We start from the raw sequence: 11,755 nt of genomic DNA on the forward strand, positions 1-11,755 counted from the left end.
GTCAACAGAGAGATTAACGTCGAAAAATTCGGAGGAAGGTTCGTGAGAGGAGAAATTCAAGAGCTGCTTGAGATTGTCGAAGAAGTAAAGCCCGAATACATTTTTCCCACCGCTCCGATTCATATAGCCGCTTCGCTTATTTCGAAAAAATTCGATCTTGAGGTTTGGAACGAGGGGGTCAATTACGTCCTCTCCGGCATTCCAGCGAAGATAATAGTCTCAGCCGGGAGAGGAAGTGTTGTCGTAAGCTATAACAGAGATTACACGTGCTTACCTAAATGCTCAGCCCCAGAGGTTTGTCCGGTGACGAAAATTAAAAAGCCCGCTCCGATGTACTCCCTCTTAGAGTTCGCAATCCCGGAGGGTTTCGTGATAAAAACAATCTACTTAAGACCCGGATTGGGAGCTATAAAAGGAGAGGAAATCTTAGAGCTTTTCAGGTGGGCTGAGAAAAGAGATAAAATTTTCATCGCCACAGCTTGCAGGTGCCACGGAGTCGTTACTGCACTCAAACGACGTCCTTAAACCTGTCTATTTCTCCGGAAACTTCTTCCAAGATGTCGCTCATTATCTTTTTCACTAACTTTTCCCTTCCTTCATCTTTGAGAATGTCCATAAGTCTGTAGAAGTCAAACAGTATTTCCTCGGCAAACTTCTTGTCGTTCAAAGCCAAACCAATTCCAAGAAGTCTGCCAAAAGTTAGCATGGCAAAAAGCAACGTTTCCCCGGAGAATTTTTCCTTCAACGTTTTTATCGCTTTTTCGTCGTCGGCTTTTTCAGCTAAAAGCTCGACAATAGTAGCCATGACTTCGGCTGCATCCTCGGCGGAGAGGTTAAAAAGTCTGTATAACGGCTTCATTCTGGCACGTCTAAACCTATAGTCTTTCTGTATCTAATCCCCGGAAAGCTTATTTTCTCAAGCTCTCTGTAAGCTTTTTCTCTTGCTTCCTCAACCGTTTTACCTAAAGCCGAAATCGTCAGAACTCTTCCACCCGTCGTTTCGTAACCGGATTTCGTTTTCGCAATTCCGTTTGCGTAGACGTAAGCGTCTTTAACATTTTCTATCCCTTTTATCGGTTGATTCGTGTAATGGTCCCCGGGATAACCTGGTTTGATTCCCTCCCTACCAACCATAAAGCCGCTGACAGCGCAAACGGCTACGCAGTAATCGTTGCTGAATTTCACTTCGACCTCATCCAATCTTCTATCGATTAACGCGAGGGAGATTTCAGCTAAATCGCTTTCGAGTCTTGGAAGCTTGGCTTCAGCTCCGGGATCGCAGTCCCTTACGTTTATCTCAAGAACTTTCGGAACCAATTCTTCGTCTTCTTCAACAAGCATTATAACTGGGTAGAGTACTCCTCTGAACTCGATCCCCTCTATCTCTTTGAACTTCTTTATTATGGGCTCCACAACAAGATCCATTATCTTTCTCTCAATCTCTTCATCAACTTTCGGGTGTGGTGAAACCGCCCCCATCCCTCCGGTGTTTGGATTGAGCAACTTTCCCTCATCAAACAGCTTCTTAGCCTCCTCTTTTGTTATGTACTTCCTCATGTAGCCCATGTAAAATTTCCTCATCCCCTCCACATCGTCAGGGTCGAAAGCTCTCTTGTAATCCTTGGCGTGTCCGAACGGAACAACGTGTTTCCCATCGCTTAAAGCCGTGAAAGCGACTTCAATTCCGTAAAGCCTCTCTTCTACCTCAATTCTATTTCCAGCCTCCCCAAACCTCTTCCTTACCATTATCTCATCCACAGCGAACAAAGCTTCTTCAACAGAATCGCAGACGAAAACACCTTTTCCTGCAGCCAATCCATCAGCTTTCACAACAAGGTTTTTTCCGGGGTTGCTTTTGTAGTAATCTTTTATGAATTCCTTAGCCTCATCAGGATCGTCGAAGTTCCAGTACTCCGGAATCGGTACTCCTATTTTTCTCATAAAATCCTTAGCCCAGCATTTACTCGCTTCAAGTATAGTAGCTTCCTTTTTAGGACCTACCGCCGGAATTCCCTCCTCCTCAAGTCTGTCAACCAAGCCCAAACTTAAAGGTTCTTCCGGTCCTATATAAGCGAGATCCACCTCAGCATTTTTAGCGAAATTCACGATATCCTCTATCGCTCTTATGCTCGGAATTTTTTTTCCATTCAGTTCAGCTTGTTTGCACTTCGGGAAGAGGTAACTTCCACCATTCCCGGGAGCAACATACACTTCCTTCACTTTTTCGCTCCTTGAAAAAGCGTGAGCTATCGCATTTCCCCTTCCTCCGGCATCGACGACAAGCACCCTCACGTTTTCAACTTTCATTCTCGAAATTAAAAACTATTCGAAAATTTTTTTAAAGTTTAACGGAGATGTCTTTTCGTGAAGTTTAACGAAATGCTTTCTCTACTTCGAGGAAAATCCACTGCTTTAGTTTATGATGATGCCTACGCTAAACACGTTTTTCTTGATGAAATAATAAAGAGAAAAGAAGGAAATCTCTACTATGTTATTTACTCAGATACCGAATGCAGAAAGCAGAGGGTTTACGCTGAAGAAATCTCGAAGATCGATGAAAAGCTCTCCGAGTATATATCGAGAATAAAAGTCATCAAGATCGGGTTCAGCGACTTCGCTTTTAACAACAACCTTTACGCTTTCATAAGAGAGGAGACCGCCAGAAGTATCGCAAGGACTCTCGTCAAGCTTATAAGGGATCTACCAAGCGATGCTTTCATAGTTTACCTCGGCTTCGGTTTGATGAGGTACTTCCACCAGGATTACAAGGAAGTTCTAAGAACTGTCTGGAGCTTGTGCGAAGAGTTGAAAACCAATCTGTTCCTTTTCAATAAGAGGAATTACGAGGACTATTACTCTTCATTTTTCGACATCGTTTTGAAACTTGAAACTTCGGAAGTTGGAGAGATCGGACTTTCAAGAGTTTACACTTTAAGCATCGAAAAGAGCGTGATTCCAACGGTGCCGCCCCACGATATAATGAGGATAAGAAATAGGGAGTTCATCGAGTTCTGACGGCTAACGATTTATTATTATAACAATAATCAAGACATTTCTTTAAATAAAAAGAAAAAATTAAATATTAGAGCGGATATAACTGTGTAGTGGTTATTGCCGCAAGAATCTACAGGTGTCGAAAATGCATGAAAGGCGTTCAAAGTTTGAAATAATTTACGAGATTCTTTGTCGAACTCGAACACCCACAAGTAAAACAAAAATCGTGTACGGAGCCAATTTGAATTTCAAGATTGCTGAAAAGTATTTCAGCCTATTAGAGGAGCTGGCACTTCTTGAAAGGGTAAAAGTTGATGGTAAAACCTGCTACGCAATAACCGAGAAGGGTAAGGAATTCATAAGAAGGTACGAAGATCTGGCAAAAGACATTTCCAAGGGCGCTATAGCTAAATACCTATAAGCTTTTTACCAGCATCCGTCACGATATATTTTTCTCCAATTATTTTTATGAAACCAAAGAATTCCAAAAATTCGAAAACTTCTTTTAAGTTTTCGATCACCACACCTTCCCCACTTTCGAGAATTCTCTCCGCCAATACAAATACGGAGCTGATAAACATCACCTTACTTCTCTATCTTCTTTTTTATCTTCTTCGAAAGTATATATAAGTATGCTAAACTTCTGTTAACCTTCGAATAAAAAAGAAAACGTTTTATCCAATTTAACCAATTTTTCTAACATGGTAAAGGTGGGAATTCTGAAAATGGGAGCAATTGGAACCGCTCTTCTCGTCGAATATTTGCTTGATGAGAGGGCTGACAGAGAGGATATAGAAGTGAGAGTAGTTACAAGCGGAGCAAAAATGCAGCCGGAAGAGGCTAAAATTGCCGAAAAGCTTAAGGAGTTTGACCCAGACTTGGTGATAGTCGTTTCTCCAAACGCCGCTTTGCCAGGACCGAAAGCAGCGAGAGAAGCTTTTGAAGGAAAGCCGGTGATAGTGATAAGCGATGCTCCGGCGAAGAAGGCTAAAGAGGAGTTCGAGCAGAAAGGCTTCGGCTACATTCTTGTCAACGCCGACTCGATGATTGGAGCGAGGAGAGAATTTTTAGACCCGACGGAAATGGCTCTGTTTAACGCAGATGTTGTGAAAGTACTCGCTGCCACCGGTGCTTTCAGAATCGTTCAGGAGGAAATAGACAAGGTTATTGAAGCTCTAAAGAAGGGCGAGAAACCCGAACTTCCGAAAGTTGTCATTACCGCCGAGAAAGCTGTTGAAGCTGCTAAATTCAGCAACCCCTACGCCAAAGCAAAAGCTATGGCAGCATACTACATAGCAGAAAAAGTTGCTGACGTGGATGTTAGAGGCTGTTTCATCGAGAAGGATCCGGAGAAGTACATACCTCTTGTCACTGCGGCTCATGAGATGATGAGGATAGCCGCAAAGCTCGCTGACGAGGCGAGAGAGATAGAAAAGGGCAACGACACAGTCTTCAGAAATCCGCATGCGAGAGACGGTAAGATTCTTTCCAAGACGAAGCTAATGGAGAAGCCTCAATGAGGAAGAGAATTTTTATTTCTCTCCTCTTTTTTTCCCTTTCCGTTGTCATTCTCGCTCAGATTTTTGTGATTCTCAAGTATTTGGAAGGCGAAATCTACACATTTTTCGACGGAATATACTGGGTTATTACGACAGTGACCACCGTCGGTTTTGGTGATATCGTTTTCACCTCCACCATAGGGAGAATTTACACGATCTTCGTCATGCTTTACGGGATAGCATTTATTTTCGGGTTTTTCTTTCCTTACGTTGTTATTCCCTTCGCCGAAAAACGACTTTTGTTTAAACTTCCAGAGGAAAGCTCGTTAAAGGATCACGTAATTATATGCGGGATAAACAGGATAAGCAAGATAGTTTATTCAGATTTGAAGAAGAACAAGAGAAACTGTTTGCTGATGGATGACGATGAAGATAAAGTTAGGGAAGCCCTTGAGGAGGGCTTAACTGCTGTGCTATCCGACTACTCCCTTGAGTCCTTCAAAAGGAACAACATCGATAAAGCTCTTGCGATCGTTTTATTTGAAGAGGCTGAGAAGAATCTCGACATCCTGCTAACTCTACAAGACTACGAGCTGGATAAATACGCTGTCCTAAACCTTCCAGAGTATGCGAAGTACCTCCTCATGGCTGGAGCGAAGAAAGTCTTCTTGCCTAAAAGCGTAGCGGGAAGTCAACTGGCAAAGTTCGTTTCTGAGAACATAAGAGGCACAGTCGAAGCAAGAGAGATCGTCAAAGGCTACGGAGTTGCAGAAATTTGCGTTAGCGAATTTTCGAAAATAAGAGGGGAAAGCGTAAATAGAATAGAGCGAAACTTCGACATCAAAATTGTAGCGGTTCTCAAAGGAGGCAAAGTTCACTTCAGCCCAGAAAAATCTTTAAAAGTAGATGTTGGTGATACAATACAAGTTTTCGGAAAAATGGAGAACATTCAGAGGCTTTTCGAGGAAGCGAGGGGATACTTCTGAAGGTTCTCGTGGTTGGGTTTGGAGATGTGGGGAAAAGTGCTGCGAGAATCCTATTAGCTAAAAAGATCGAGGTAGTCGCTGTTGACGTAGAAGAGAAAGGAGTCGAGGGAATCTACTTCGTAAGGGGTGATGCGAGAAGTGAAGAGTTCTGGCAAAACTTCAATCTCGACGAGTTTAATTCAGCGATTCTCGCTCTGCCGAGCGATACAGATGCAATCTTAGTCACGATGATTTTGAAAAAGCTGAAACCGGATCTGATAATAGTGGCGAGGTGCAACAATCCAGAGTACGTTGAAAAGCTGTATAGAGCGGGAGCGGATTACGTTTTCGATTTGCCTTCAGTTACTTCCGAGGTCGTTGTGTCCACGGTTTTAAGGGAGTTCGCTGCCAAGAGGCTTTTCTACGAGGGATATCTAATAAGCAAATACAGAGTTCTGGAGAACGCAAAAATAGTAGGAAGAAAACCCGAGGAGTTCAAAGATGTGGTAATTCTCGGAATCGAAAAGGACGGAAAAGTTCTTGATAAGGTGGATAAAATTCTCCCCGGAATGTGCGTTATCGCTGCTGGAAAAAAGGAGAAAATTCTTGAGTTTGAAAAACTGTTCATTCCTTCAAAGCAATAATTCTTCCCCCTTCCAGCTCTTTGACAACAGCTTTCCCGTCAACGATAATGAGGTCCGCTTTAACTTTTCCCACGAAACAACCTTCCTTCAATAAAACTTCCTTCGCTTCAACGAAGTTTCCAACCGATTTTGGAAAAACAACTACCTTATTCTCCGCCATTACTTTGGAAAACCTGCACTTAGGTCCTATAACGGCATTTTTGCACCTTATCTCTCCTCTAACGAAGCAGCCAGGAGAGAGAACGACTTCTTCCGCCTCAACATCTCCCCAAAAGGATACGAACAGTCCGGCTCTCACCCTTCCTTCAAACCTTAGGTGTTTGTCGACAATCGAGTCCTTTTTCACGTAAAGGATGCGACTTGCTTTGTCCACAACATACCTCTTCATTTCCTAACACCCTGCCTAACCTCTACAGCCACTCCCCTTTCGAAGGCAAGCATCTCAAATGCCGAAAGCTTAGCCTTCCCAGTTGCAAGCAACTCGTCCTCTTCGTTAACTACTATGACCTCATCGTTAGCCCTAATATCCTCGTCCACTTCAACAACGTGCTTCGCAAAAACATTTTTTCCCCTTGCGATGAAATCAGCCACTTCGTTCATTACCACAACCCTCAGCTTAGGATAGCTGAAGAACTCCTTAAGCCTTCTCGCTCCTTCGATACTCAAACTGAAAAGCCCAGTGTCGGGTTTTAGAGTTGCTATCCTAACTCCCCTATGTTTCACCTGCCTGACCTTTCCGGTGGATCTGGAAATTACGAGCTCGACGTCATCGGGAAATAAAACTTCTCCTGCTCCCTCCCCGAACTGGTAATCCGCTATAACCCTAATCATCCTAAGCCTATCGTCCATACCTCCTTTCCCTCCTCTGGTAGTCCCTCAAACACCTTAGAAAGTCGATATATCTAAAACTTTCCCAGTCCGCATCGATAAAGTACAGCTCGCTGTAAACTATCTGCCAGATCAGAAACTCCGGAACGCTGTCGTCAGCTTTTATTATCAAATCCGGCTGTATTTTAAACCGCAAATTTTCTTCTATCATCCTTTCTATCGAATTCAGATCGATTTCGCTCAAATTGTTCTTCTTCAAAATTTCTTTCACAGCAAGAAGGATTTCTTCCTTCCCAGTTATGCCAACGTTTACGTAGACTTTCGGCAAACCTTTTCCAAATTTCCGAACTCCGTTTTTTCCGATTAGTTCCACTTCCGCTTCAAGCTTTGAGAAGTTGTTAACAAAGCTATTATCCAAGGAGTCAACGCATATAACCACATTTTCGATGGAAAATTTCTTACACCAATCGATGAACTGAAGGAACTTTTCGAAATTTCTCTTTAAACTCGGAAAATCCGTAACAACCATAACTGATTTCGGAAGATTTTCTTTCCTTAGAGATTTTTCGAGCCTTTTCGCATAAATTTTTTCTATTAACTCCCTCATCCCGAACTAAACTTTTTAAGCCAAATACTTAAGTCTAACCAATGAATATACCCCTCCTGACGATCGCTTTCATTTCGAAATACCTAAGCACTTGGGAAGTTATCGGAGTAACTCTCTCCCTCCTGATTTACTCCGCATACAGAGCAAAATCTCCAAAAAATGAGGAATTCGCTTCCCTTCTCCTGTCAATCCCCTTCACTTTGTCCACCTACCACGTATCGAAAAGCGTCGTTTTCCCGGGTTTTTTCCTATCATCAATTTCCGAAAGGAAATTTAAACCCCTGACGAGAATTCTCTACTACACACTCCTATCCTCCCTCTTTCTTTACTTCTACAAAAATGAGTTTGCCGCTTCGACGATTTTCGTTTCGTTAACCGTTTCAACAACCCTCGTTCTGGTTGAAGAGGTGAACGATAGCGTTTTCGCCAAAATAGTTGCTCCACCAACTATATTCCTAATATTCGAAATTTACAGCATTCATATAGGTTACCTTGAGCTTCTTGTAGCATTTTTCGTCGCTTTAACTCTAAGCTACGTGGCTATAAAAACGAAAGTTGCGGACATTACCGGGCTGCTCGCAGCCATAATTACCGGAGTTATTTCAGCAATTTCCAGCATTCTTTTGTTTCTCCAACTCTTTCTATTCTTCGCTATTGGTTCTGCGGCAACAAAATACAAGTACGAGTTGAAAAGACTCAGAGGTGTAGCGGAGGCAAGAGGCGGGGCGAGGGGATTCGAAAACGTTTTTGCGAACACTTTGCCAGCGATATTCTTCGCTTTGAACTACAAGTACACCGGTGATGCAAGTTATGCCGTAGCTTTTTCAGCCAGCATAGCAACGGCTTTGGGAGACACGTTAGCCAGCGAGATCGGGCAGACAGCTAAGAAAGCCTACCTGATAACAAATTTTAAAGAGGTAAAAGTCGGTGAAGACGGGGCGATATCTCCTCTCGGAGAGATCGCCGCTTTTATGGGTTGCTTGATAATTGCGGCAATATCTCTAAACCCAATAGTGCTTTTAGCTGGATTTATTGGCGTGCACATCGACAGCTTGCTTGGAGCGACTCTTGAAAGAAGGAAAATTTTGAACAACGCTGGAGTCAATTTCCTCTCAACGCTTTTTGCCGGCTATCTCGCTTTTCTCCTCGCATAAACAGCTAAAGATGCCGCAACAACTCCCACTATTATTTCGAATCCCGGAATCTCCACACTCTTTTTCACGCTTTCGTAAATTCTCTCTCCAACGTTCTCAACAGCCGGAGTTGTTTCGGGCAACACGTATTCGCTCTTGACAAGCTCAACCTCCCCTCCTCCGGCGAGATTCAGCATAAGCTTGGCAATCCTCTCGGAAAGCTTGTAATAAATCAACTTGTAAACGCCTTCGGAAGTCTCCCCGTACTCGAAATACGCGATTGCCAATATCGGCGTTACCTTCTCAGCTTCAGAAAGGGAAGCTCTCGCTGAGTCTCTCGCAGCGCTAATCTTCTCTTCAAGGCTTTTAGCACCGATCAGCTCGATTGCAACAGCCGACTTAACCATGCTGTCTATCGAAGCGAAAATCGAGCCGAAATAGTAGCCTTGAGAGTACAGCTTCTTTGAAAGTTCCAAGCTACTTTCCGCAGAGTTTTCTCCGAAGAGAAGTCTCGAAAAACCACCTATCGATTTCGAGTAAACTAACAGCGACTCGGCGGTGCTTAAATAGAATTGAGCTCTCCTGACAACTTCTTCCTTCTTTATCGGAACGTCCTCCCTTATTTCCGGAAGGAGGGACAACCAGACTTTAGCACTCTCAACCCTCTCCTTTGCAAAAGCTAAGTACAACGCTGCTTCCTCGAAATTTTCCGATGTCCTCGCCTTCTCCAAATACTGCTCAGCTCTCCCCAATCTCTCTTCAGCAGCTCCAACAAGCTGCATAGCGATTAGTCCGTACTCCTGATTTAAACTACCTCTCACAGCTTCTATCTCCTCTTCTATCGTCTTGACCTCCCTTTCAAAGTTCTCGTCATTTAGCGTCTTTCTGTAGATTTCCGCTCGCATGAATATGTTTGCGGTGAAATACTGGCTCGTTGACGTGTAGTAGTTCCCCCTTTCATAGTTCTTCCTCGCTTCCTCGAGCCTTTTATCTATGTTTTCCTTCACATCCCTATCCGCAACCTTCTCGAATTCGGAGTATATCCTCTCGCTTCTCTCCCTCATGTAATCTGCGAGTTTTTTGAGCAAGTAAGAGTACTGACTCAGATCAATCTTTCCTTCGCTCCTCCTTATCTCGTATCCGGTGAAGTACTTCAAAGCCTCATTGACCGTCTCAACCTCGATTACCGTTACCCCAAGCTTTCTCCCGTAGTCGACAACGTCAACGGTTTTCGTTTCGGTTGTGATTAACACAAAAGGTCCCCTCTGAATTCTCTTGGTTTCTTCCACCTCAACGTACCTCTGACCTTTGGGAATCAAAAAAATCTTAGCCCCGCTTTCCGCTGCCGCTTCGAGCTTGTAGGGGATTCCACCAACTGGCCCTATAAATCCGTCCGGATAGATCATTCCGGTCATAAATACGTCTTTCCTTATCGGCAGATCGAGAAGTGCCGCTATTGTTGCGACGGTCATAATTCCTCCAGCCGATGGCCCCCCAACTATAGGAGCTTCAGCTTCGATTATGTAGAAAAAGTCGTACTTCAAAAAGTCCTTACCGGTCAAATCGCAAGCTGTTATTGCCGCAAGCTGTGCACTCCCCTGCATGTCTATTTCGGTGTAAGGTAGCGTGGAAACGAAGACCCTTCCGTTGCCCGGAGTGACTATAACGGTTATATTTATCGTAGCTCCCCTGTTTTCTCCGCTAACAACAGCCACCGCCTTTATATTTTTCTGAGTGGCGTTTACGAACTCGGCTGAAGATGTTGATGCGAAGAGGAGGAGCAGAGCTATCAGCGTGAACAGCTTTCTCATGTTCATAGGATGATTTGAGGGAAAAAAATTTTACTATTCCAGCCCCTTTTCTTATCGTGATACTGCTCGTTGATCTGGAGAGGAGGAAAATTGAAGAAATCGAGGAAAAAAAGTTCCCCGGAGGAAAAGGGCTCGGATTCTACCTTCTGGATAGATTTCTCAAATTCGAAGCTGAACCGTTGGAGGAGAAGGTGATAATCTTCTCGGTAGGACCTCTTACTGGATTGAGAATGAGCGGTTTAGCGAGATGTGAGGCTGTATTTAGGTCTCCTCTAACTGGATTCATAGCTGAATCAAACTGCGGAGGGTATTTTGGAGTGGAGATCGCTAAAGCTGGGTACGAAGCCATAGTTGTTAGAGGAGAGTCAGAAAAACCAAGCCTTCTCGTCGTTGACAACGAAAAAGTGGAGATCGTCAACGCTGAAGACCTCTGGGGTCTGGACACCTTCTCAACGGAGGACGAGATAAAGAAGGAATTCGGAAGGAAGTTCCAAGTGGCTTGTATTGGAGTGGCTGGAGAGAACCTCGTCAGATTCGCAAGTATAGAACATGCGAAGGGAAGAGAATTCGGACGATGCGGCGGAGGAGCTGTGATGGGAAGAATGAAGCTTAAGGCTATTGCCGTGAAGGGAGATGAGGACGTCGAGGAGAGAGTTGCAAACTACGAAAAATACTCCGAACTTAAAGAAGAATTCGAAGAAAGGATAAAGAGAACTTGCGGAGGTTTAACGAGGTTCGGTACGCCGAGGATCATCTACTTGACTAACGAAACCGGGACCTTGCCGAGTTACTACTGGAAGGACGGAGAATTCGATATTGAAGAGCTTTCTCCAGAATATTTGGAAGAAAGGTTTTACAAAAGAAAGAAAGCCTGTTACTCCTGTAGGGTGGCTTGCGGAAAGATTTCCAAGATCGACGACGAATTCGTAGAAGGTCCAGAGTACGAGACTCTCTTCGCCTTCGGAAGTCTGTGCGGAAATAAAAAAGCCGAAGTTGTTCTGAAAGCTAACCTCCTCTGCGATAAGTACGGATTAGACACTATCTCAACCGGAAGCGTGATAGCTTACCTCATGAACTTGAAAAAAGCTGAATTCGGAGATGAAAAATTCATTCTCGAAACGATAGAAAAAATAGCGAAGAGGGAGGGAATAGGAAACCTCCTCGCCGAGGGAATAAGGAGGATCAGCGACAAATTCGGAGTTGAGGGGGCTGAAGTAAAAGGGCTCGATTTGCCAGGTTATGAGCCGAGAGGACTCTTAGGAATGGCTTTGGGA

At 43.9% G+C, this 11,755-nt stretch carries 15 protein-coding genes; 8 read left to right on the plus strand and 7 right to left on the minus strand.

Annotated features, from left to right (window positions below; genetic code table 11):
• Nucleotides 1-525 (plus strand): hypothetical protein (locus F7C14_RS07140; RefSeq protein WP_290901355.1); only part of this gene is annotated, 525 nt, incomplete at its 5' end.
• On the opposite strand, the gene F7C14_RS07145 is transcribed toward F7C14_RS07140, so the two are convergent.
• Together F7C14_RS07145 and purD are read right to left on the minus strand one after the other, a co-directional pair.
• The gene (locus F7C14_RS07145) at nt 509-859 is read right to left on the minus strand and encodes a hypothetical protein (RefSeq protein WP_290901357.1); all 351 of its coding nucleotides are present in this window, start codon (nt 857-859) and stop codon (nt 509-511) included. The genes F7C14_RS07140 and F7C14_RS07145 overlap by 17 nt on opposite strands.
• Nucleotides 856-2,292, minus strand: coding sequence for a phosphoribosylamine--glycine ligase (gene purD / locus F7C14_RS07150; protein WP_290901359.1), 1,437 nt, complete (start codon nt 2,290-2,292; stop codon nt 856-858). The genes F7C14_RS07145 and purD overlap by 4 nt, the downstream gene beginning before the upstream one ends.
• A gap of 72 nt (nt 2,293-2,364) precedes the next feature.
• Here purD and F7C14_RS07155 point away from each other — a divergent pair, with 72 nt between their 5' ends.
• Together F7C14_RS07155 and F7C14_RS07160 are read left to right on the plus strand one after the other, a co-directional pair.
• Nucleotides 2,365-3,015 (plus strand): hypothetical protein, encoded by a 651-nt coding sequence (locus F7C14_RS07155; RefSeq protein WP_290901361.1) that lies wholly within the window; start codon nt 2,365-2,367, stop codon nt 3,013-3,015.
• A 124-nt stretch (nt 3,016-3,139) separates the two neighbouring features.
• Nucleotides 3,140-3,415, plus strand: a complete 276-nt coding sequence (locus F7C14_RS07160; RefSeq protein ID WP_290901363.1) for a winged helix-turn-helix domain-containing protein — start codon at nt 3,140-3,142, stop codon at nt 3,413-3,415.
• Here F7C14_RS07160 and F7C14_RS07165 read toward each other — a convergent pair.
• Nucleotides 3,402-3,575: a hypothetical protein gene (locus F7C14_RS07165; protein ID WP_290901365.1), complete on the minus strand. Its 174-nt coding sequence runs from the start codon at nt 3,573-3,575 to the stop codon at nt 3,402-3,404. The two genes, F7C14_RS07160 and F7C14_RS07165, sit on opposite strands and share 14 nt — an antisense overlap.
• A gap of 120 nt (nt 3,576-3,695) precedes the next feature.
• On the opposite strand from F7C14_RS07165, the gene F7C14_RS07170 reads away from it, so the two are divergent.
• The 3 genes from F7C14_RS07170 to F7C14_RS07180 are packed head-to-tail and all read left to right on the plus strand — an operon-like array spanning nt 3,696 to nt 6,102.
• Nucleotides 3,696-4,514, plus strand: a complete 819-nt coding sequence (locus F7C14_RS07170) for a F420-dependent methylenetetrahydromethanopterin dehydrogenase (RefSeq protein ID WP_290901367.1) — start codon at nt 3,696-3,698, stop codon at nt 4,512-4,514.
• Nucleotides 4,511-5,479, plus strand: coding sequence for a potassium channel protein (locus F7C14_RS07175; protein ID WP_290901371.1), 969 nt, complete (start codon nt 4,511-4,513; stop codon nt 5,477-5,479). Before F7C14_RS07170 ends, F7C14_RS07175 begins: the two co-directional genes overlap by 4 nt.
• 8 nt (nt 5,480-5,487) lie before the next feature.
• Nucleotides 5,488-6,102 carry a TrkA family potassium uptake protein gene (locus F7C14_RS07180; protein WP_290901374.1) on the plus strand — a complete coding sequence of 205 codons (615 nt, stop codon included), beginning with the start codon at nt 5,488-5,490 and terminating at the stop codon, nt 6,100-6,102.
• Here F7C14_RS07180 and F7C14_RS07185 read toward each other — a convergent pair.
• From F7C14_RS07185 to F7C14_RS07195, 3 genes are read right to left on the minus strand one after another with little or no spacing between them, the layout of a single operon-like run.
• Nucleotides 6,083-6,490 carry a hypothetical protein gene (locus tag F7C14_RS07185; RefSeq protein ID WP_290901376.1) on the minus strand — a complete coding sequence of 136 codons (408 nt, stop codon included), beginning with the start codon at nt 6,488-6,490 and terminating at the stop codon, nt 6,083-6,085. The two genes, F7C14_RS07180 and F7C14_RS07185, sit on opposite strands and share 20 nt — an antisense overlap.
• Complete coding sequence (locus F7C14_RS07190) at nt 6,487-6,951, minus strand: PUA domain-containing protein (protein ID WP_290901379.1); 465 nt, start codon at nt 6,949-6,951, stop codon at nt 6,487-6,489. Before F7C14_RS07190 ends, F7C14_RS07185 begins: the two co-directional genes overlap by 4 nt.
• A complete protein-coding gene (locus tag F7C14_RS07195; RefSeq protein WP_290901381.1) occupies nt 6,941-7,537 on the minus strand; it encodes an undecaprenyl diphosphate synthase family protein in 597 nt (198 codons plus the stop codon). The genes F7C14_RS07190 and F7C14_RS07195 overlap by 11 nt, the downstream gene beginning before the upstream one ends.
• A gap of 41 nt (nt 7,538-7,578) precedes the next feature.
• Here F7C14_RS07195 and F7C14_RS07200 point away from each other — a divergent pair, with 41 nt between their 5' ends.
• The gene (locus F7C14_RS07200) at nt 7,579-8,691 is read left to right on the plus strand and encodes a DUF92 domain-containing protein (protein ID WP_290901383.1); all 1,113 of its coding nucleotides are present in this window, start codon (nt 7,579-7,581) and stop codon (nt 8,689-8,691) included.
• Here the strand turns inward: F7C14_RS07200 and F7C14_RS07205 are convergent.
• Nucleotides 8,667-10,481, minus strand: a complete 1,815-nt coding sequence (locus tag F7C14_RS07205) for a S16 family serine protease (protein WP_290901386.1) — start codon at nt 10,479-10,481, stop codon at nt 8,667-8,669. The two genes, F7C14_RS07200 and F7C14_RS07205, sit on opposite strands and share 25 nt — an antisense overlap.
• Nucleotides 10,482-10,537: 56 nt before the next feature.
• Here F7C14_RS07205 and F7C14_RS07210 point away from each other — a divergent pair.
• A partial coding sequence (locus tag F7C14_RS07210; RefSeq protein ID WP_290901389.1) for an aldehyde ferredoxin oxidoreductase N-terminal domain-containing protein occupies nt 10,538-11,755 on the plus strand: 1,218 nt, incomplete at its 3' end.

The sequence above is a fragment of the Ferroglobus sp. genome, assembly GCF_015521575.1.
Classification (GTDB): Archaea; Halobacteriota; Archaeoglobi; order Archaeoglobales; family Archaeoglobaceae; genus Ferroglobus.